General features: G+C 42.4%; 14 protein-coding genes and 1 riboswitch. Of the genes, 13 read left to right on the top strand and 1 reads right to left on the bottom strand.

Features of this window, described 5'->3' with window-relative positions:
* The first annotated feature begins 495 nt into the window (after nt 1-495).
* Nucleotides 496-571, top strand: a riboswitch (cyclic di-GMP riboswitch).
* 180 nt (nt 572-751) lie between these two features.
* Genes PGY05_RS12615 through PGY05_RS12605 form a run of 3 tightly spaced genes read left to right on the top strand, consistent with a single transcriptional unit; the run spans nt 752 to nt 5,890 of the window.
* Nucleotides 752-931 (top strand): hypothetical protein, encoded by a 180-nt coding sequence (locus PGY05_RS12615; protein ID WP_270476056.1) that lies wholly within the window; start codon nt 752-754, stop codon nt 929-931.
* 30 nt (nt 932-961) lie between these two features.
* Nucleotides 962-2,986 (top strand): ATP-binding protein, encoded by a 2,025-nt coding sequence (locus PGY05_RS12610; RefSeq protein WP_270476055.1) that lies wholly within the window; start codon nt 962-964, stop codon nt 2,984-2,986.
* A gap of 36 nt (nt 2,987-3,022) precedes the next feature.
* A complete protein-coding gene (locus PGY05_RS12605) occupies nt 3,023-5,890 on the top strand; it encodes a transporter substrate-binding domain-containing protein (protein ID WP_270476053.1) in 2,868 nt (955 codons plus the stop codon).
* A gap of 306 nt (nt 5,891-6,196) precedes the next feature.
* Here the strand turns inward: PGY05_RS12605 and aroC are convergent, their stop codons facing one another.
* Nucleotides 6,197-7,315, bottom strand: coding sequence for a chorismate synthase (gene aroC / locus PGY05_RS12600; protein WP_270476051.1), 1,119 nt, complete (start codon nt 7,313-7,315; stop codon nt 6,197-6,199).
* 306 nt (nt 7,316-7,621) lie between these two features.
* Here aroC and PGY05_RS12595 point away from each other — a divergent pair, with 306 nt between their 5' ends.
* The 10 genes from PGY05_RS12595 (at nt 7,622) to ilvB (ending at nt 22,268) form a co-directional block, all read left to right on the top strand.
* Nucleotides 7,622-9,511, top strand: a complete 1,890-nt coding sequence (locus PGY05_RS12595) for a L,D-transpeptidase family protein (protein ID WP_270476050.1) — start codon at nt 7,622-7,624, stop codon at nt 9,509-9,511.
* A gap of 22 nt (nt 9,512-9,533) precedes the next feature.
* Nucleotides 9,534-10,667, top strand: a complete 1,134-nt coding sequence (gene tgt / locus PGY05_RS12590) for a tRNA guanosine(34) transglycosylase Tgt (protein WP_022220357.1) — start codon at nt 9,534-9,536, stop codon at nt 10,665-10,667.
* Between the two features lie 86 nt (nt 10,668-10,753).
* On the top strand, nt 10,754-11,032 hold the full coding sequence (gene yajC, locus PGY05_RS12585; protein WP_008374927.1) for a preprotein translocase subunit YajC: 279 nt from the start codon (nt 10,754-10,756) through the stop codon (nt 11,030-11,032).
* Nucleotides 11,033-11,161: 129 nt separating this feature from the next.
* Nucleotides 11,162-12,706, top strand: a complete 1,545-nt coding sequence (malQ, locus tag PGY05_RS12580) for a 4-alpha-glucanotransferase (protein WP_055155654.1) — start codon at nt 11,162-11,164, stop codon at nt 12,704-12,706.
* Between the two features lies 1 nt (nt 12,707).
* Nucleotides 12,708-13,754, top strand: coding sequence for a LacI family DNA-binding transcriptional regulator (locus PGY05_RS12575; protein WP_022220358.1), 1,047 nt, complete (start codon nt 12,708-12,710; stop codon nt 13,752-13,754).
* Nucleotides 13,739-15,997: a glycogen/starch/alpha-glucan phosphorylase gene (locus PGY05_RS12570; RefSeq protein ID WP_270476049.1), complete on the top strand. Its 2,259-nt coding sequence runs from the start codon at nt 13,739-13,741 to the stop codon at nt 15,995-15,997. The genes PGY05_RS12575 and PGY05_RS12570 overlap by 16 nt, the downstream gene beginning before the upstream one ends.
* 232 nt (nt 15,998-16,229) lie before the next feature.
* A complete protein-coding gene (locus tag PGY05_RS12565; RefSeq protein ID WP_227120758.1) occupies nt 16,230-17,546 on the top strand; it encodes a Na+/H+ antiporter NhaC family protein in 1,317 nt (438 codons plus the stop codon).
* A gap of 142 nt (nt 17,547-17,688) precedes the next feature.
* A complete protein-coding gene (gene leuB / locus PGY05_RS12560) occupies nt 17,689-18,774 on the top strand; it encodes a 3-isopropylmalate dehydrogenase (protein ID WP_270205237.1) in 1,086 nt (361 codons plus the stop codon).
* A gap of 103 nt (nt 18,775-18,877) precedes the next feature.
* Nucleotides 18,878-20,548: a dihydroxy-acid dehydratase gene (gene ilvD, locus PGY05_RS12555; protein WP_008374941.1), complete on the top strand. Its 1,671-nt coding sequence runs from the start codon at nt 18,878-18,880 to the stop codon at nt 20,546-20,548.
* 28 nt (nt 20,549-20,576) lie between these two features.
* Nucleotides 20,577-22,268 (top strand): biosynthetic-type acetolactate synthase large subunit, encoded by a 1,692-nt coding sequence (ilvB, locus tag PGY05_RS12550; RefSeq protein WP_022220361.1) that lies wholly within the window; start codon nt 20,577-20,579, stop codon nt 22,266-22,268.
* Nucleotides 22,269-22,296 lie beyond the last annotated feature (28 nt).

Below are 22,296 nucleotides of genomic sequence, written 5' to 3'. Positions count from 1 at the left end.
CAAACGTAGCTGTCTGTGATATTATTAAGATAATATAAGCGAAAAAGACTTTTGCAGAAACGAAAGTATCTTCAAATTTTATTTTACGAATGTACTTCCTATAATAAAACTAATTACTTGCAAAATTGATAACTAATATTTTTCTGCTATTACAAGTACAATAAGAACATGTAATAACAGAAATGAGGTATAGTTACTTGCAGATAGAGAAGTATATCGCAGATAAAATAACATCTATATGTGAGAAACGTGATATCAGTAAAGACAGATTATCGCAGTTGTCGGGAATTTCCCAGTCGTCACTGAGAGAATCATGACGCAGGAAACAGTAATGTCAATGCTGCGTGGACTTTGGAAGTAGGAGAACAGTTCGAGTATATGTATCGGCTGTTCTTTTTTATTTTTCAGCGTTAAAGCGGTGAGGTTTTTCTTATGCACGATAGATTGTGGGAGTATAATAACATCAATATTTTTGCATAAGTTTAAAAACTATAATAGGATGATCGGCAAACCAGATGAAAATCTGGGACGCAAAGCTACAGGGCCTGTAAAATGGCAGCCAGTTGCATGAAATGAGATGCACTGTCTGTAGGACAGTGTTTTTTTATTTCATAGATGTAACTATAGTAATTTTATAAGGATGACAGAGGAATGTGAATCAAATTCATCTGTTTGTGCCAAGTATCGCTTTTTATGGATCTGAAAATTGCAGAAGAAGGATCTGTTTCTGTGGCGTCACAGGCAGAAACAGATGAGCATATCGCTTCTGTCAGGCTGTGGCAGCAAAAACGCGGAAAAAGAAAATGCAGAAACCAATGAACTGAACAGTGGCATGAATTCCATTGATTACAATGCAATTTCAGGTCAGTTAACTATAATTATGGTCGCCTTTAAAGAAGGATGGATACATCGGGATCATTGGATATTTTGACAATTAAGTTTTTTAAAGAGAGGGTAGCGTATGGATGATTTTAAAAAACTCACAGAACAACTTTTGAAAATATATATTAATGCCGGATCAGTAAATAATCTTGGTATAGAAAATTATTTTGATGAAAATATCAGTCTGATTGGAACTGGGAAACATGAGTTATTCACGAATCTGCATGAGTTTTTAGAATCATTCAAATTTGATGTAAAACGAAGAGGAAAAATCAGACTCGAAGTAAGAAATTTACATCAGGAAGAAGAAAGACTTGATGATGACCATGTTCTTGCACATGGAACAGTAGATTTTACTGGTCTGTTTAAAGATGGTTCAATCTGTTTTAAAATGGAGACAAGATTTACGATTATCTATAAGTGGACGAATGGAAAATGGATGGTTCAGCATCTGCATCATTCAACACCGGATCTGGAACAGATGGACGGTGAAGAGTTCCCTCTCGCATTGGGGGAGCAGGTCAAAAAAACCCGGCAGGCCCTTCATGCATTAGGTACTGCTTATTATCATATCTCAAGGCTGAACTTAAAAACAAAGAAGATAGAACTTGTTAAAAGATCTCGAGAAATGGATATGGGTATTAAAGAGAATACTTCAGATTGGGATCCTCAGTTCAAGATTATCGAAGATATTATAGCAGAACCATTTGTGCAGAAGTATATGGAATTTTTTGACATACAAACCATGGCGGCACGTCTTCATAATAAAGAATCTATGTCTTCCGAATTCAAAAAGAAGGATGGATCATGGTTTCTTTCCATGGTTGTTCCTCAGAGTTATGATAAAAATGGAAATGTGACATCCGTGTTGTTTGCAAATAGAGATGTGACAGATGAAAAATTGAGGGAATTAAAACAAGAGGAAGAATTGCGGGAAGCTAAATTAAAAGCGGAATGTGCAAACAAAGCAAAATCATCATTTCTGTTAAATATGTCTCATGATATCAGAACTCCTATGAATGCAATCATTGGTTATGCAGAACTGGCATCCAGACATTTGCAGGAAACAGATAAGCTTGGCAGATATCTTGAAGAAATCCAAATATGCGGAAAAGAACTTTTGTCGATGCTTGGTAATGTTTTAGATCTTGCAAGAATTGAGAATAATAAGGTTGAGATGGAATACACTGTTTCAAATGTCCATGAGTGCTTTGAAAATTGTGTCATTATGTTCCAACAACAGGCAGAAAGTAAAAATCAGACGATCTCTTTGACAGAACAAATCATGTATCCGTATGTGTATATGGATGAACCGCACCTGTCAGAAGTCTGTCTTAATATAATAAGCAATGCAATAAAGTATACAAATACAGGAGGTTGGATATCCTGTAATGTTGTACAGAAATCCTGTGAAAAAGAAGACTGGTGCAATATGATCATTAGTATTACCGATAATGGAATTGGTATGTCTGAAGAATTCCAAAAGCGTGTTTTTGAAACTTTTGAAAGAGAACGTAACACTACATCCAGTCATATTGAGGGCAGCGGCATCGGAATGGGCATTACAAAAAAGCTTGTAGAGCTCATGGATGGCACAATAGAAGTGAAAAGTAAGCAGGGTAAAGGTTCCACATTTACAGTAACTATTCCTTGCAGAAAAGCGTCAGAAGACGATTCTCTGGTGAAGAAAAACAGTAATTTGAGCAATAAGAATTGTTTGAACGGTGTTCGGATCTTACTGGTCGAAGATAATGAGATCAACACTGAAATCGCAACGGAATTATTGAAGGAAGAAGGATGTATTGTTGAGACTGCCAATGATGGTGTTGCATGTATTGACATGATTGAAAAGGCTGATGCTGATTATTACAAGATGATCCTTATGGATATCCAGATGCCGGTTATGAATGGATATGATGCTACATTAGCTATCCGAAAGATGAAGGATACGAAAAAAGCCAGGATCCCTATTATTGCGATGACTGCCAATGCTTTCGCAGAAGATGCACAAAAGGTTCTTTCTGTTGGAATGAATGCTCATGTTGCAAAGCCTGTTGCTATGAATATTCTTGTCCCAACCATGCTGAAATTTTTGGGTTTGTGACGTGTAATAATCTGGTGATTTAAGGAGAAAAGAACAATGTACAAAAGTAGAAAAAAATCAGACGTACTATTTGCAGGTATATTTGTGATTTTAGGAATGTGGATGATATTATCAGTACACTGCCGGGCCGCTGAAAAGAATAATGATGAAAAACAGTCACAGATCGTCCGTATCGGATCCTTTGAAGATACCTTTGATTATATCGATAAAAACGGTGTCAGACGAGGATATGGGTATGAACTCCTGCAGGCTCTGTCAGGCTATACCGGATGGAAATTTGAGTACGTGAAATGTGACTGGTCCAACTGCTTTGATAAGCTTGAAAATGGTGAGATTGATATCATGGGCGATATCTCTTACACCGATGAACGTGAACAAAGGATGCTTTTTTCAGATGAAGCGATGGGTGAAGAAAAATATATTCTTTATGCTGATTTGTCAAACATGGATCTGGGAATGTCTGATTTCAAATCTATGGACGGGAAACGAGTAGGTGTGCTCATGGATACAGAACCGGAAATTATGCTGACAGAATGGGAAAATAAGAATGGCATACATACAGAGCATGTAAATGTGAATAATAACGATGATGTCGAAAAGAAATTAGCGAATCATGAGATTGATGCTTTTGTATCTTTAGAGGAATCCACCTGGTCTGAACAGGGAATATCATCTGTCACCACGATTGGCAAATCAGGCATATATTTTGCAATAAATAAAGAGCGCAGCGATATCAAGACGGAGCTGGACTGGGCAATGCGCAAGCTAGATCAAGATAGTCCATTTTTTAAGGCAGATTTGTATAAGAAGTATTTTACGCTTGAATATAGTCAGATTCTTACAGGTGAAGAAAAGTCCTGGGTGGAAGAACATGGTAACATCCGGATCGGATTTCAGAGCAATGATCCGGCGGTATTTTCCATGGACGAAGAAACTGGAAAACTTACCGGAATGCTGGCAGAATATGTATCCTATGCCAAAGACTGTCTGGGGAATCAGAAACTGGAATTTAATATACAGGAATACAATGATTATGACGAAATGATACAGGCTTTACAAGAGCGTGAGATTGACATGATTTTTTATACCGGCAGAAATCCCTGTTTTGCAGAAGAAAAAGGATATGCACTTACAAACACAGCCTGGACTTACAGCCTGATGGCGGTAACTGATGAAGAAAATTTTGATGAGCATAATGTGTATAAAGTAGCTGTGCAAAAGGAAAAAGAAGCCTTAAAACAGCATATTGCTTTCTGTTATCCACAATGGGAGCTGGTAGATTGTGATTCGCTTGATGATGCAGCAGATATGGTTTTGAATGAAAAGGCAGACTGTTTCCTCATGGGAGCAAGCCAGGCGATGATATATGATAACAGTAGAAATTTCAAGAGTGTTCCACTTACAAAAACAATGGAGGCATGCTTTGCGGTAAGAGGTGGAGCGGGTAGCCTTTTATCAATACTGAATAAAACCTTAAAGGCCATGCCGTCTGATATGCTTACAAGTGCACTTGCTATCTATGACAGTACGGCAGATAAGGTAACATTTTCTGACTTTGTAAAAGATAATCTGATTGCTTTTTTTATTACGGCAATATTTTTTGCATTCAGTATAATTAGTATTATCCTCGTACTTTTACGAAAGGCAAGAAAAGCAGAAACTGTTGCAAAGCTTGCAGCAAATAATACACAAAAACTCAATGATAAATTGGAGATTGCTTTGAAAAAAGCAGAGGATGCAAGTCTCGCAAAGACTCGTTTTCTTAACAATATGTCGCATGACATCCGGACGCCTATGAATGTAATTCTGGGCTATGCACAGCTTATGGAGAATGAACTGAAAGGAAAAGACATGCCTGAAACCTTAGAACATTTGGAAAAAATGCAGCAGTCGGGGAATCTTCTCCTGTCAATCATAAATAATGTACTGGATATGGCCCGGATCGAGAGTGGAAGGATGGAGCTTGATGAGAATTACTGCCGGATTGAAGATGTCAGGAAGTCTTTGTTTGCAGTATTTGATGAGAAAGCAAGGAAAAAGAATATTGCGCTTCATTACACGATGAATGTAGAACATGAGCATGTACTGACAGATGTTACCAAGGTGAAAGAAATATTTGTCAACATCCTGAGCAATGCTATAAAATATACTCCGTCTGGTGGTTCTGTTATGATAAGCGTAGATGAATTGCCATGCGACGAGCCAGGGTACATGATCGTGAGGAACAGAGTGAGTGATACAGGAATTGGCATGAGTCAGGATTATATGACGAAGATTTTCGACGCATTCACACGTGAACAGAACACTACAAAGAGCAAAATCGCAGGAACCGGACTGGGAATGTCGATAGTCCGGAAATATGTTGATCTGCTTGGTGGAACAATAGATGTAGAGAGTGAACTCGGAAAGGGCAGCACCATTACAGTTACACTTAAACATAAGATAGCCGATGAAAGCTATTATGTAAAAAAACATATTGAAGAGTCTGGAACAGGCAGCGAAATCCTTGAAGGCAGGAATATCCTTCTGGCAGAGGATAATGATCTGAATGCAGAGATTACAGAAGCAATCCTTGAGCGTGCCGGCATTAAAACAGAACGTGTGGAGGATGGCATTCAATGTGTAAATATGATAGAAAAGATGCCGGCAGGTACATATGATATGATCCTGATGGATATTCAGATGCCGAAAATGAACGGTTATAAAGCAACACAGGCAATCAGACGCTTGTCGGATAAGGATAAAGCATGCATACCTATCATTGCAATGACAGCAAATGCATTTGAAGAAGATAAGCGAGATGCTCTTGCAGTTGGTATGAATGGTCATATCGCAAAACCCATTGAGCTTGATAAACTGCTGTCGATGTTAGCGGAAGTAATAAGGCAACAAGAAAATTGCTGATTTCATGTTATACTGAATGGAGTGTCATTTTGGAAAATATGCAAAAGCAGGGAGAGATGCATTGTGATACAGAAATCGTAATTCTGATAGGAACGTCAGAGTATATTTTCAAGATGTTATTGGAGAACAGAATCGGTTATAAAAAGCCACCTGACTGAGGTGGCTTTTTGTGTGTCAGAAATTATTTCAAAGCCCAGACAGTTATTATAAAAAATGAGGAGGAACTCTATGGAATAGAAGTCTGACGGTACAATAGCAGATAAAACATACAAAATATACATGAAGTTTTATCTTGGAAATCAGATATCAAAATAAGGCTACCACATCAGTGCCGTAGAAGCTTTTGAGTTTGTCCATTCGGGCACTCATGTTGGTGAAGAGCAGATCGAGGATCGTGATTGCGGCCATGGATTCTACGACTACGACGGCGCGTGGGACGATGACCGGGTCGTGACGTCCTTTAATGATCATTTCGGTGTTTTCTCCATCTTTGGTGACGGTGGACTGTGGCTGTGAAATGGACGGAGTCGGCTTTACTGCCGCGCGGAAGATGATCTTGCTTCCGTCACTCATACCGCCGAGGACACCGCCTGCATGGTTGGTGTCTTTGGTGATCCTTCCATCTTTTGTATGGAAGGAATCATTGTTGATACTTCCTTTTGTATCTGCAGCTTTAAAGCCGTCACCGATCTCAAAGCCTTTGACTGCTCCGATGGACAGCATTGCTTTGGCAAGATTGGCGTCCAGTTTTTCAAATACGGTATCACCGATTCCTACCGGCATACCGGTAACAACACATTCAATGATGCCTCCTGAGGAATCCTGATTTTTAATACATTCTTCCAGATAGGCAGATGCTTTTTGGGCATATGCGTTGCTTGGCATATAAATCGGGTTCTGGAAAATCTCTTCCGGATGGTATTCATTTTCCGGAACAGATACCGGACCGATTGCTTTCGTATAAGCATGTACTTCAATGCCAAGTTCTTTCAAAATCTTAGCAGCAACTGCACCTGCTGCAACTCTGGCAGTAGTTTCTCTTCCGGAAGAGCGTCCCCCTCCTCTGTAATCACGGAAACCATACTTTTCATCAAATGTATAATCTGCGTGTCCCGGCCTGTATGTGTTCATAATATTTCCGTAATCACGGGAACGCTGATCCTGGTTCTGTACGAGAAGTGAAATCGGAGTTCCGGTCGTCCGGCCTTCAAATACGCCGGACCAGATCTGTGCCATATCACTTTCCTTACGTCCGGTTGTAAACTGGCTTTGTCCGGGTTTTCTTCTATCCAGATAAACCTGGATATCCTCCTCTGAAAGAGAAAGCCCTGCCGGACACCCGTCGATCACAACACCGATCCCCTTTCCGTGCGATTCCCCCCATGTAGAAATTTGAAACAATCTTCCATAAATAGATCCTGCCATACTATATACCATCCTTTCTGTAAGCTTTTATTTATAAAGAATTAATTTGTGAATCAGTCAAAACGAAAAAACGAACAATAAAGCAGAAGAACACTTGCGCGATGGGATTTGAAACATTTCGTTTATTCTATTTGTCATCACAACGCAAATCATTCATTTCCCCAAAATCACCTCATTATTATAATAGAAGATTCCCATCCCAACAAGTGATAAAAATATGAAAGTTAAAGTTATGTATTGTATTTACACGCCCCTTCGTATTATAATGACTACATATTGAGTGAAAAAAGGAAGTCAATAGTATAAATGAGTGAAAAGAGTATGAATGAAAAAAACGAAAGAAATCTTGACAGCACAGTAGATGAAGTCATGGAAGAGGTCAGAGAGCAGACTGTAAGTGAGGTGAAGGACATCAATGAAAAAGAACAGAAAAGCGAAGAAAGACCGCGGAAAAAGAAAGTCACTAAAACAAAACGTCCTTCAGGCCATCACGTATCTGGCGATGGTGTGGATCATAAAGCAGCCTCAGACAAAGATCGACCGGTTAAGAAAAAGGCTCCGCGTCGGAAAAAGAAAGTAGTTCGTGAAGAGACCGGGCTTCTGGATCTGGATGGAGCAGAAGAATGGCGGGATGAAGAAGAGACAGCAGTACCACCGGTTATTAAAAGTGCAGATATTTTAAGCAGTGGAGATGCAGAAGCATTCAATCCGGATGAGGAAGAAATTTTTGATGATTCTTTCTTTGATGAAGAAGAGGAAAAGCCGCATAGAAGAACTAAACGGGAGAAAAAGCAAGGCTCAAAAAAGTCCGGTAAAGTGGTTAAAATTGTAGTTGGCGCTGTGGTTGGAGTGGCAGTGGTTGTTTACCTTGGATTTTCCGTATATTTCATGAATCATTTTTATTTTAATACGAAGATCAACGGTGTGAACTTCTCCGGAAAATCAGTTTCGGCAGTAGAGTCATACATGAAGAGTCAGGTAGATGGATATGTTCTCACGATGAAGGAATCAGACGGAACAGAAGAGAAGATTGTCGGAACAGATATTTCTCTTGCGTACAAAGCAGGAGATGAACTGCAGAAGCTCGTAAAAGAGCAGAATGCATTTCTGTGGCCGGTCTGCCTTGGAAAGACACAGACCATTACGGCATCAGTCGGTGTTACATATGATGAAAACCAGCTGGATACCCTGATTAACGGTCTCGAGTGTATGCAGGCAGATCAGCAGGTTGAACCGGTAAATGCACATCCGGAGTATGACGGCAATTCGTATGTAGTCAAAGCCGGGGAGACCGGAAGTAAGATTGATACCGAGAATTTCAAAAAGGTAGTGAAAGAATCAATCGAAGGTTTCAAAAGCGAGATTGATATGACCGCTGAAGATTGCTATGTAGAACCAAAATACACAATCGAGTCAGAAGAAGTGAAGAAAGCATGTGATGATATGAATAAGTATCTGAAGGCAAGTATCACTTATACTTTTGGTTCGAATACAGAAGTTGTAGATAAAGATCTGATTTCTCAGTGGGTAACGGTAGATGATAACATGGCAGTTACCTTTAACAGTGATGCAGTTGTAAAATATGTACAGCAGCTGGAGAGTAAGTATGACACTTACCAGACAAAGAGAACATTTACAACCGGAGGCGGCAACAGTGCAACGGTTGAAGGTGGAGACTATGGATGGATCATTGATGAAGCTGCCGAGATTGCAGCCCTTGAAGCGAATATCCGCAATGGAGAGACTGTAACGAGAGAGGCGAATTATTCACAGACTGCAGCAAGTCATGACGGAGCAGACTGGGGGAATACTTATGTTGAAGTCGATCTGACAAACCAGTATATGTATCTTTTTGTAAATGGTGCAATTGTGACACAGGGACCGATCGTTACCGGTAAGCCAAGCAGAGGAGATGCTACACCGCAGGGAGTATATATTCTGAAATACAAAGAAAAAGATACAACCCTTCGTGGACCAAAGATGGAAGATGGAAGTTACGAATGGGAATCACCGGTTACTTACTGGATGCCATTTAACGGTGGAATCGGACTGCATGATGCACCGTGGCAGACGAACTTTGGCGGGGACTGGTATCTGGAACATGGGTCACGCGGATGTGTCAACTTACAGTATGATGTTGCAGAGACGGTGTTCAACAATGTAGATTCCGGAACACCGGTTGTATGTCATTACTAAATTTGAGAGAGAGGTCAATTTTATGTATGAACTGATAAAAAGGGACGGTCGCGCCAAGCGCGGCCGCTTCCATACCGTACACGGAGTGATCGAGACTCCTGTATTTATGAATGTAGGAACAATTGCAGCGATCAAAGGGGCTGTTTCTACAGCAGATCTTGAAGAAATCGGAACACAGGTGGAACTGTCTAATACTTATCATTTGCATGTGCGTCCGGGGGATCAGGTAGTGAAAAAGCTTGGCGGGCTGCACAAATTTATGGCCTGGGATAAGCCGATCCTTACTGATTCCGGCGGATTCCAGGTGTTTTCTCTTGCCGGACTCAGAAAGATTAAGGAAGAGGGTGTATACTTCAATTCCCATATTGACGGAAGAAAGATTTTTATGGGACCGGAAGAAAGTATGCAGATTCAGTCGAATCTGGCGTCTACGATCGCAATGGCATTTGATGAATGTCCGTCCAGCGTAGCGGAAAGGAAATATATGCAGGCATCGGTAGAGCGTACAACGAGATGGCTCGCAAGATGTAAAGAAGAGATGGCAAGACTCAATTCTCTTGATGATACGATCAACAAACATCAGATGCTTTTCGGGATCAATCAGGGTGGTGTCTATGAAGATATCCGTATTGAGCATGCACAGCAGATCGCAGAGATGGATCTGGATGGATACGCAGTCGGCGGACTCGCAGTTGGTGAGACACATGAAGAGATGTACCGGATCCTGGATGCAGTAGTTCCGTGTCTTCCGGTTGCCAGACCGACCTATCTGATGGGAGTCGGAACGCCGGCAAACATTCTGGAAGCGGTAGACAGAGGTGTGGACTTCTTTGACTGCGTATATCCAAGCCGTAACGGAAGACATGGACATGTTTATACAAAGCATGGTAAGCTGAATCTGTTCAATGCAAAATTTGAACTGGATGAACGCCCGATCGAAGAAGGCTGTCAGTGCCCGGCCTGCCGCCGTTATTCAAGAGCTTATATCCGTCATCTGCTGAAAGCAAAAGAGATGCTTGGAATGCGGCTTTGCGTTCTCCACAATTTATATTATTATAATCATCTTATGGAAGACATCAGAGAGGCGATCGAAGAGGGAAGATATGCCCGGTTTAAGAAAGAGACACTGGCAAAAATGGAAGAAAAAGAAGATTAGGATAAAAAAATTCTAAAAGGTCTTGATGAATGTCCTATTATTGTGTATGATGGTAACAGTGTCTATTTTAGCAGGAGGAAAGAAAAATGAATAATCCAATCGTACTTATTTTATTTTACGTTGTAATTATCGGAGGATTCTGGTGGTTACTGATGAGACCACAGAAAAAGGAACAGAAGAGAGTACAGCTGATGTTATCTGAACTGGCTGTAGGAGACACTGTTCTTACAACAAGCGGTTTTTACGGGGTTGTTATTGATATTACAGATGAAGACGTAATCGTTGAATTCGGAAGCAACAAGAACTGCCGTATCCCGATGCAGAAATCTGCGATCATGCAGGTTGAAAAGCCGGAGAACAACTAAATCAAATTTTTTGAAAAAGTTGAAAAAAGCATTGCATTTTATGTGCAATGCTTTTATAATACAATTATTGGAAACGTTACCGATACCGATACCGAAACCGTTGCTGTAGAAAGATGTGAGGTGCATATTATGAGAACAAGCGGTATATTACTGCCGGTGGCAAGTCTGCCATCAAAATATGGAATAGGTGCTTTTTCGAAAGAAGCATACAAGTTTGTAGATACACTTGAGAAGGCAGGTCAGAGCTACTGGCAGATCCTTCCGTTAGGCCCGACAGGGTATGGAGATTCGCCGTATCAGTCTTTCTCAACTTTTGCAGGAAATCCGTATTTTATAGACCTGGAAAAGCTGATAAAAAAGGGCTGGATTACAAAAGATGAATGTAAGGCATATGACTTTGGTGATAATGCGGGATATGTGGATTATGAAAAGATTTATAACTGCAGGTATGAGATCTTAAGAAAAGCATATGAAAGAAGCCGGATCGCAGATGATGCAGATTTTCAGAAATTCTGTAAGGAGAATAAAGAATGGCTGGATGATTATGCGCTTTATACGGAGATCAAAGCCGCGAATGATGGGAAGAGCTGGAGTGAATGGGAAGATGAATATCGTCTGAGAGATGAGCTGGCGCTGGAAAAATTCGCCAAAGAGAATCGGGAAGGCATCCTGTTCCAGAAGTTTATGCAGTATGAATTTGCAACACAGTGGGGTGCACTGAAAGCATATGCGAATGAAAAAGGGATTGAGATCATTGGTGATATCCCGATTTATGTAGCGTTCGACAGCGCAGACAGTTGGTCGCATCCGGAACTGTTCCAGTTTGATGAGAACGGACTTCCGACTGGTGTTGCAGGGTGCCCGCCAGATGCATTTAGTGCAACCGGACAGCTTTGGGGCAATCCGCTTTATAAGTGGGAATATCATAAGAAGACCGGATATGCATGGTGGATGAAGAGAATCCGTCATTGTGTTGAACTTTATGACGTGATCCGAATTGATCATTTCCGTGGATTTGATGAATATTATTCCATTCCATACGGAGATCAGACAGCGGAATTCGGACATTGGGAAAAAGGACCGGGAATGGATATTTTCCGGACGGTAAAAGAGACTCTGGGTGATGTGAAAATTATTGCAGAGGATCTTGGATTCCTGACAGACAGTGTGATCCGGATGGTGGAAGAGTCCGGATATCCGGGAATGAAAGTTCTGGAGTTTGCATTTGATTCCAGAGAGCCTAGCAACTATCTGCCACATAATTATGATAAGAACTGTGTAGTATACACGGGAACCCATGACAATGAAACACTGGCAGGATGGTACAGAGAATTAAAAAAAGAAGATAAGAAGTTCGCACTTCGCTATATGGGAAGAAAGAAACTCAGTGTCAATGAAGCAGTATGGGAAATCATCCGTCTTGCGCAGTCGAGCGTGGCGGATACCTGTATCATTCCGATTCAGGATTATCTCTGCCTCGGTAATGAAGCGAGGATCAATCATCCGTCAACTCTTGGCGGTAATTGGATCTGGAGACTTCATAGGGATGAGATCTCAAAAAAACTTGTGAAAAAGATCCGCAGGATGACAGAACTTTATTGCAGGATCCCGGAGAAGACAGAGATGCTCCTTAAGGCTGAAGATGCAGAGGACTTAGGAGAAGAAAAGAAATAAAATGGGAATGACGATTAAAGATATTGCGAAGAAGTGTGGGGTCGGAGTCAGCACCGTGTCCCGTGCGCTGAACAATCATCCGGATATCAATCCTGAGACCAAAAAGATGATTTTAAAGACGGTTGAAGAATCAAATTTTGTGCCGAATAACAGTGCGAGGAATCTGAAACGGACCGATTCGAAATCCATTGCGATTCTGGTAAAGGAGATTGATAATCCATTTTTCGCGACGATGATGCGGGTAATGGAAAAAAAGATCCGCAGACAGAAATATTCCTTTTTTATCCAGCATATGGGAAAGGATCAGGATGAGGTCGATACCGCACTGGAGCTGATCAAAGAAAAAAAGCTCAGAGGGATTATTTTCCTGGGTGGGGATTTCAGGAAGAACAAAGAGCGGATTGCAAAGATAAAGGTTCCGTTTGTTGTAAGTACGGCAGCATTTGATAAACTGCCGGAGAAATGTATCGCATCCTATGTATCAATTGACGACCGTGCGGAAAGCCGTAAGATCGTAGATTATCTGTGCGAGACCGGACATAAAAAGATTGCAATCCTTGCCTCGGATAAGAAAGATGAGAACATCGGAAAACTCAGACTGGAAGGTTACAGGGAAGCACTAAAGGCACATGGTCTGGAAGCGGATGAGGAAAGAATCTGTTATCTGGATGAAGAAGATACCACTTATTCGATGGAAAACGGATATCGGATGATGAAAAAACTGTTGAAAAAAGAGACAGAATTTACCGCAGTATTTGCAATTTCCGATCTGATGGTGATTGGTGCATGCAAGGCGCTTCTGGAAGAGGGAAAAAGGATTCCGGAAGATGTGGCGGTTGCAGGATTTGACGGACTTGACTATACCGGATTTTATCAGCCGGCGATCACTACGATGGCGCAGCCGGTCGAAGAGATCGCGAGACAGTCTGTCGGGATTCTGTTTGACATGATAGAAACAAAGAAAAGCCAAGAAGGAAAATATCTTCCGGCAACACTGAAAGAAAGAGAATCAACTACAGGAGGTAGAAGAACATGGAAGCAAGACTGACAGAGATTTTACAGGAGAAATTCCAGACAGGACTTGAACAGGCAACGAATGAACAGGTATATTATGCGCTGCTTACGCTGACAAAGGAACGGATCAAAGAAGGATCGAAGAACGAAGGAAAGAGAAAACTTTATTATATTTCCGCAGAGTTCTTGATCGGAAAGCTTTTATCCAACAACCTGATCAACCTTGGAATTTATGATGAGACAGCAGAGGTGCTGAAAAAGCACGGGAAAAATCTTGCAGAGATCGAAGAAGTTGAACCGGAACCGTCTCTTGGAAATGGTGGACTTGGACGATTGGCAGCCTGCTTCCTGGACTCCATTGCAACACTCGGACTTCCGGGAGACGGAATCGGGCTGAACTATCATATGGGTCTGTTCAAACAGGTATTTACCGACCACAAACAGGATGAACAGAAGAATCCGTGGATTGAAAAAGACAGCTGGCTCAATGATACCGGTATTTCATTTGAAGTCCCGTTCAAGGATTTCAGTCTTCGTTCCCATCTGTATGATATTGATGTAACCGGATACGAAGGAGGAAGCAACAAACTTCATCTTTTTGATGTAGAGACGGTAAATGATGCAATCGTTGGAAACGGAATCAATTTTGATAAGAACGATATCCGTGAGAACCTGACGCTGTTCCTCTATCCGGATGACAGCGACAAGGCAGGAAATCTGCTCCGTATTTATCAGCAGTATTTTATGGTTTCCAATGCAGCACAGTATATCATCCGCGAGTGTGAAGAAAAGGGATATGATCTCAGAAAGCTTCATGAGCATGTGGCGATCCAGATCAATGATACACATCCTTCTATGGTTATTCCGGAGCTGATCCGTCTTCTTGTTCAGAAACAGATCGACTTCAATGAGGCGATTGAGATCGTACAGAAGACCTGCGCATATACCAATCACACCATCCTCGCAGAAGCACTGGAAAAATGGCCGGTTGATTATCTGGAGCAGGTTGCACCGCAGATCGTTCCGATCATCCGTGATCTGGATGCAAGAATTAAGGGAAGATATAAAGATCCGAGAGTCCATATTATCGATGACCAGAATCGTGTACACATGGCTCATATGGACATCCATTATGGATACAGTGTCAACGGAGTTGCGTATCTTCATACAGAGATTCTGAAAAATGAAGAGCTGAAACCGTTCTACGACATTTACCCACAGAAATTTAACAACAAGACTAATGGTATTACGTTCAGAAGATGGCTGCTGCACTGCAACCATGAACTGACTGCATGGCTGGATGAGAAGATCGGACCGGATTACCGAAAAGATGCAACAAAGCTTGAAAAACTGCTTGATTATGTAAATGATGAGGAAACTTTAAAGAGCCTTCTTGTAGTAAAACAGAAAAAGAAAGAGGATCTGGCAGCTTACTTAAAAGAAACACAGGGACTGGAAATCAATCCAAATTCAATTTTTGATATTCAGGTAAAACGTCTGCATGAATACAAGCGTCAGCAGATGAATGCATTATATGTGATCTATAAATATCTGGAGATCAAGAGCGGAAAGAAACCGGAGACTCCGATCACGGTAATCTTTGGAGCCAAGGCTGCACCGGCTTATATTATTGCAAAGGATATCATTCATCTGATCCTCTGCCTGCAGGAGCTGATTGATAACGATCCGGAAGTTGCACCGTATCTGAAAGTGGTTATGGTAGAAAACTACAACGTGACACTGGCAGAAAAGCTGATCCCGTCCTGTGATATTTCTGAACAGATTTCTCTTGCATCCAAAGAAGCAAGTGGAACAGGTAACATGAAATTCATGCTGAACGGGGCTGTGACAATGGGAACAGAAGATGGAGCCAACGTAGAAATCCATCAGTTTGTAGGGGATGAAAATATCTACATCTTCGGAGAATCCAGTGAACAGGTTATCGAGCATTACCGCAAGATGGATTATAATGCAGTTGATTACTATATCAATGATGAAGAGATCCGCAGACTGGTAGACTTTATCATCAGCCCGGAACTTCTCCGTATCGGAGATAAATACCTGCTTCTTGAACTGCATGCAGAACTGATCCGTAAAGACTGGTTCATGACACTTCTTGATGTGAAAGATTATATCCAGAAGAAAGAACAGGCTTACGCAGATTATGAAGACCGTATGGCATGGGCAAAGAAGATGGTTGTGAATATCGCGAAAGCAGGATATTTCTCATCTGACAGAACCATTGCTGAATACAACAGAGATATCTGGCATCTGTAAAATGTATATGTAAAAAACAGAAGTCTGTCCTGAAAAAACAGAGACAGACTTCTGTTTTTTGTGCAAAAGTGTATTTTTATACGGTTTCTGCGGGAACTTCCTGTATTTCCCTTATTGCGGGAAAAGAGAAGGATATGCTATGATAAGGAGAAATATTGCTGTTTGTTTTCCGGATATGGAAAAGTTTTTGGGAAGATCCGGGAAGCAATAGAAGCAGATGAGAGGTGAATATATGGAAAAAAGAAGAAAAAGTGCATCACTTTTGCCGGTCGGTGTATTTCTGGTATTTTATCTGGGACTGGGTATTTTATTTGAATACATAATGAAAATTCCAATGGGGTTTTATAATGTACCGATCGTAGTGGCGTTTCTGGCGGCACTCCTGGTCGCGTGTCTGCAGAACAGAAAGGTTGGCTTTGATGAGAAGCTGGAGATCATGGGACGGGGAATCGGAGATAAGAATATTATCACAATGCTGCTGATTTTCCTGACGGCGGGAACTTTTGTGGGAGTGGTTGGAAGAAGCAGTGCAGAGAGTGTGGCGTATTTTATGCTATCGATCATCCCGGCACGGTTTGCGGTTGCCGTTCTGTTTGTGGTTGCATGTTTTGTTTCAACAGCAATGGGAACTTCGGTTGGGACGATCACCCTTCTGACTCCGATTGCGGCGGCAGTTTCGCAGACGTCCGGTTTTTCCCAGGCACTTTGCGTGGCATCGGTGATGGGAGGCTCCATGTTCGGGGACAATCTTTCTTTCATATCAGATACAACAATTGCTGCCTGCAACGGGCAGGGATGTGAGATGAAAGATAAATTCCGGGAAAATTTCTGGATCGCACTTCCGGCGGCGATCGTATCGCTGGTTCTGATCCTGATCAGCTCTTTCCGGGCAGAGATCGGAACGGCAGTTACGCACGAATACAATCTGACGCAGATCATTCCGTATGTGCTGGTGCTGGTCGGCGGGATCGCAGGGTTCAATGTCTTTCTGGTACTTTTGACAGGAATTGTGTCCGGTGCGGTGATCATGCTTGCAATGGGGCAGGTAACACCGTATGAAATGCTTGCTGCCATGGGATCAGGTGTATCCGGGATGTTTGAAACCTGTATGGTGGCGGTGCTGGTTGCTGCAATGTGTGCGCTGATCCGGGAAAATGGTGGCTTTGATGTATTGCTGGATGTGATCCACCGTGTCTTTAAGGGATCGAAAAGTGGTCAGCTGGGTGTTGGTATTTTGGTAGCGCTCCTGGATGTGGCAACAGCGAACAATACCGTAGCAATTGTGATGGCTAATCCAATTGCAAAGGAAATGGCAGACGATTATCAGATCACCCCGAGAAAGACGGCCTCCCTTCTGGATACTTTTTCCTGTATTTCACAGGGGGTGATCCCGTATGGTGCGCAGATGTTGGTGGCAATTTCGGCAGTGCATGAGCTTGGCGGTGAGATTTCTGCATTTCAGATCATTCCGAAGCTTTTTTATCCGGGAATGCTGTTTGTCAGTTCGCTGATCTTTATCTTTGTGATTCCACAGAAAACAGGAAAATAAAACAGAGTTCACTCTGGATTTTTATACTTTTACAGATTAAAGGGTTGAAACCTGACGAAAAATACGGTATTATAGTGTTTAACAGATTTTTGGAACGAAAAATGGTACAAAAATCACAGATACATAGAAGGGAATGACAAAGATGAGCCTGAAAATCGGAGTAATTAAAGGTGACGGAATCGGTCCGGAGATTGTAACGGAAGCGATGAAAGTTCTTGATAAAGCAGGAGAGGTATACGGATTTGACTGTTCTTATGAACAGCTGCTTCTTGGGGGCGCATCCATTGATGTACATGGAGTCCCGCTTACAGATGAGACGGTAGCAAAAGCAAAAGCATGTGAAGCCGTACTGATGGGATCCATTGGAGGAGATGCAAAGACTTCCCCGTGGTATAAGCTGGAACCGTCAAAGAGACCGGAGGCCGGTCTTCTGAAGATCAGAAAAGAACTGAACCTGTTCGCAAATCTGCGTCCGGCAGTTTTGTATAATGAACTGAAGGGTGCATGCCCTCTGAAAGAAGAGATTACAGAAGGCGGATTTGATCTGATGATCATGCGTGAACTGACAGGCGGTCTTTATTTTGGAGAGAGGAAGACAGAAGAAGTGGATGGTGTGATGACTGCATTCGATTCACTTACCTATAATGAGGATGAGATCCGCAGGATTGCAATCCGCGCGTTTGACATTGCAATGAAGAGAAGAAAGAAAGTGACAAGCGTCGATAAGGCGAATGTACTGGATTCTTCAAGACTCTGGAGAAAAGTAGTAGAAGAAGTTGCGAAAGATTATCCGGAAGTTACACTGGAGCATATGCTGGTTGACAACTGTGCAATGCAGCTTGTAAGAGATCCGAAGCAGTTTGATGTCATTCTTACAGAGAATATGTTCGGAGACATCCTTTCTGATGAAGCAAGCATGGTAACCGGTTCGATCGGAATGCTGGCAAGTGCAAGTCTGAATGAAACCAGGTTTGGACTGTATGAACCAAGTGGCGGTTCGGCACCGGATATAGCAGGACAGGGAATTGCAAACCCGATAGCAACAATTCTTTCAGCAGCAATGATGCTTCGTTTCAGCCTGGATCAGGATAAAGCAGCAGATGCGATTGAAGCAGCAGTTTCCCAGGTGTTAAAAGATGGATACAGAACCGGGGATATTATGTCAGACGGATGTACAAAGGTTGGAACAGCCCGGATGGGAGATCTGATCTGCGAAAGAATTCGATAGTCAAGGATTGGGAAAAATACAGTTCCGTACTGCTATGGGGAAAGAGAAGCAGGACGGAACTGTAATAGAATAGAGCCAAAAGTTACAGGAGGATTATAAAATCATGAGAAGTGATAATGTAAAAACAGGTATGCAGCAGGCGCCGCACAGATCATTGTTCAATGCGCTTGGTCTTACAAAAGAAGAACTGGAGAGACCGCTTGTCGGAATCGTATGTTCTTATAACGAAATCGTTCCGGGACATATGAACCTGGATAAAATTGCAAATGCAGTAAAGATGGGAGTTGCCATGGCAGGTGGAACACCGATCATGTTCCCGGCGATTGCAGTCTGTGACGGTATTGCAATGGGACACATCGGTATGAAGTATTCTCTGGTAACGAGAGATCTGATCGCAGATTCGACAGAAGCAATGGCAATGGCGCATCAGTTTGATGCCCTTGTTATGATCCCGAACTGTGATAAAAATGTACCTGGGCTTTTGATGGCAGCAGCCCGTATTAATGTACCTACAGTGTTCGTCAGTGGCGGACCAATGCTTGCGGGACATGTAAAAGGACAGAAGAGAAGTCTTTCCAGCATGTTCGAGGCAGTTGGATCCTACGCAGCAGGAACAATGGACGAATGTGATGTATGTGAATTTGAAAATAAAGTATGTCCTACCTGCGGATCATGCTCCGGAATGTATACAGCCAACAGTATGAACTGTCTGACAGAAGTACTTGGTATGGGGCTTCAGGGAAATGGAACAATTCCGGCTGTATATTCAGAAAGAATCCGTCTTGCAAAACATGCAGGTATGCAGGTAATGGAAATGTACAGAAGAAATATCCGTCCGAGAGACATTATGACAAAAGAAGCCATCTTAAATGCCCTTACTGTTGATATGGCACTTGGATGCTCAACCAACAGTATGCTTCACCTTCCGGCGATTGCACATGAGATCGGTATGGATTTTGAGATTGATTTTGCAAATGGAATCAGCGAAAAGACTCCGAACCTCTGTCACCTTGCACCGGCAGGTCCGACATATATGGAAGACTTGAATGAAGCGGGTGGTGTATATGCTGTTATGAACGAGCTGAATAAGAAAGGTCTTCTTTACACAGACTGCATGACAGTAACCGGAAAGACAGTTGGAGAAAATATCGCAGGATGCGAAAACAAAAATCCGGAAGTAATCCGTCCGATCGACAATCCATACAGCCAGACGGGTGGACTTGCAGTCCTCAAAGGTAATATCGCACCGGATGGCAGTGTTGTAAAACGTTCTGCAGTTGTACCGGAAATGCTGGTACATGAAGGACCTGCAAGAGTATTTGAATGTGAAGATGATGCGATCAAGGCAATTAAAGGCGGAGATATCCATCCGGGAGATGTTGTAGTTATCCGTTACGTCGGACCAAAGGGTGGTCCTGGTATGCCGGAAATGCTGAATCCGACTTCTGCAATCGCAGGTATGGGACTTGGTTCATCGGTAGCACTTATTACAGACGGACGTTTCAGCGGTGCATCCCGTGGAGCTTCTATCGGACACGTATCACCGGAAGCGGCAGTCGGCGGTCCGGTAGCACTGATCGAGGAAGGCGATATCATCGAGATCGATATCCCGAACCTGAAATTAAATGCAAGAATTTCAGATGAAGAACTTGCAAGAAGAAAAGAAAAATGGCAGCCAAGAGAACCGGAAGTTACAACAGGATATCTTGCAAGATATGCAGCAATGGTAACTTCAGGAAACCGTGGAGCAGTTCTGGAAGTTCCACACAAATAAAATAAAATCTGGACAAGGGGAATGTACAATGCAGTTAAATGGTGCAGAAATACTGATAGAGTGTTTAAAAGAGCAGGGCGTGGATACCGTATTCGGATATCCGGGCGGCGCAATTTTAAATGTATATGATGAATTATATAAGCATAGTAATGAAATCAGACATATCCTTACATCGCATGAGCAGGGAGCTTCTCATGCGGCAGACGGATATGCACGTGCCACTGGTAAGGTTGGGGTGTGTTTTGCAACCAGTGGACCTGGAGCAACAAATCTCGTAACAGGAATCGCGACCGCATTTATGGATTCTATTCCGATCGTTGCGATCACCTGTAATGTAGGGGTACCGCTTCTTGGAAAAGACAGCTTCCAGGAAATTGACATTACCGGTATTACGATGCCGATCACAAAGTATAATTTTATTGTGAAGAATGTCAATGATCTTGCAAAGACGATCCGCAAGGCATTTGAGATCGCACAGTCCGGAAGACCGGGACCGGTGCTGATCGATATCCCGAAAGATGTGACAGGCAATAAAGCAGAGTATGAGCCTGTCAAAATCCAGCCAATCGTAAAATACAAAAAAGAAATCTGCATGGAAGATATTGACAAGGCAGTAGAGATGATCGAAGAAGCAAAGCGTCCGTTTGTATTCGTCGGAGGCGGAGCTATATTATCTGATGCAAGTGAAGAACTCCGTGCATTCGTAGACAAGGTACAGTGTCCGGTATGTGATTCCCTGATGGGAAAAGGTGCATTTCCGGGAACTGATGAACTTTATACAGGAATGCTTGGTATGCATGGTACAAAGACATCGAACTTTGGAGTCAGTGAAAGCGATCTTCTGATCGTAGTCGGTGCAAGATTCTCCGACCGTGTCACAGGTAATCCAAATAAATTTGCAAGTAATGCAAAAATTCTCCAGTTTGATATTGATGTGGCAGAGATGAACAAAAATGTCATTATCGATGAAGGTGTGGTTGGAGATATCAAAGAAGTGCTTGCGGCAGTTAATGAAAAACTGCCACAGCAGGAACACACCGAATGGATCAAAAAGATCCAGGAATATAAAGCAAAATACCCGCTTGCCTATCATCCGGAAAGTCTGACCGGTCCGTATGTGATCGAAGAGATTTACAAACAGACAGAAGGTGATGCGATCATCGTCACAGAAGTTGGACAACATCAGATGTGGGCAGCGCAGTATTATAAATTCACAAAACCGAGAACACTGCTTACGTCAGGTGGTCTTGGAACCATGGGATACGGTCTTGGAGCCGCAATCGGAGCCAAGATGGGCAGACCGGAGAAGACGGTAGTCAATATCGCCGGAGACGGATGCTTCCGTATGAATATGAATGAAGTTGCAACAGCGGCGCGTTATAACATTCCAATTATCCAGGTTGTAGTGAACAACCATGTGCTTGGTATGGTAAGACAGTGGCAGAATCTGTTTTACGGACAGCGCTATTCAGCAACTGTTCTGAATGATGCAGTAGATTTTGTGAAACTCGCAGAAGCGATGGGGGCGAAAGCGGTAAGAGCTACGACCAGAGAAGAATTCGCAGATGCATTTAAGTTTGCTTTAAATGCAGGCGGTCCGGTGGTGATTGACTGCCAGATCGACAGCGATGACAAGGTATGGCCGATGGTTGCTCCGGGTGCTCCGATCAGTGAAGCTTTTGACGAGAAGGATCTGCAGGAAAAACAGCAGACAAACTAAAAAACATATGCAGCGACAGATACGCAGA

The organism is Coprococcus sp. AF51-11b1, assembly GCF_027682785.1.
GTDB lineage: Bacteria > Bacillota > Clostridia > Lachnospirales > Lachnospiraceae > Allocoprococcus > Allocoprococcus comes.
The sequence above is the reverse complement of the archived record's forward strand: the minus strand, read 5'-3'. Positions and strand labels throughout refer to the sequence as shown.

Coding starts and splice junctions, on each gene's coding strand:
- PGY05_RS12610 (WP_270476055.1), top strand. CDS start 962: ATGGATGATTTTAAAAAACTCACAGAACAACTTTTGAAAATATATATT.
- PGY05_RS12615 (WP_270476056.1), top strand. CDS start 752: ATGAGCATATCGCTTCTGTCAGGCTGTGGCAGCAAAAACGCGGAAAAA.
- tgt (WP_022220357.1), top strand. CDS start 9,534: ATGTATGAACTGATAAAAAGGGACGGTCGCGCCAAGCGCGGCCGCTTC.
- ilvD (WP_008374941.1), top strand. CDS start 18,878: ATGAGAAGTGATAATGTAAAAACAGGTATGCAGCAGGCGCCGCACAGA.
- ilvB (WP_022220361.1), top strand. CDS start 20,577: ATGCAGTTAAATGGTGCAGAAATACTGATAGAGTGTTTAAAAGAGCAG.
- PGY05_RS12595 (WP_270476050.1), top strand. CDS start 7,622: ATGAGTGAAAAGAGTATGAATGAAAAAAACGAAAGAAATCTTGACAGC.
- malQ (WP_055155654.1), top strand. CDS start 11,162: ATGAGAACAAGCGGTATATTACTGCCGGTGGCAAGTCTGCCATCAAAA.
- aroC (WP_270476051.1), bottom strand. CDS start 7,315: ATGGCAGGATCTATTTATGGAAGATTGTTTCAAATTTCTACATGGGGG.
- PGY05_RS12565 (WP_227120758.1), top strand. CDS start 16,230: ATGGAAAAAAGAAGAAAAAGTGCATCACTTTTGCCGGTCGGTGTATTT.
- yajC (WP_008374927.1), top strand. CDS start 10,754: ATGAATAATCCAATCGTACTTATTTTATTTTACGTTGTAATTATCGGA.
- leuB (WP_270205237.1), top strand. CDS start 17,689: ATGAGCCTGAAAATCGGAGTAATTAAAGGTGACGGAATCGGTCCGGAG.
- PGY05_RS12575 (WP_022220358.1), top strand. CDS start 12,708: ATGGGAATGACGATTAAAGATATTGCGAAGAAGTGTGGGGTCGGAGTC.
- PGY05_RS12605 (WP_270476053.1), top strand. CDS start 3,023: ATGTACAAAAGTAGAAAAAAATCAGACGTACTATTTGCAGGTATATTT.
- PGY05_RS12570 (WP_270476049.1), top strand. CDS start 13,739: ATGGAAGCAAGACTGACAGAGATTTTACAGGAGAAATTCCAGACAGGA.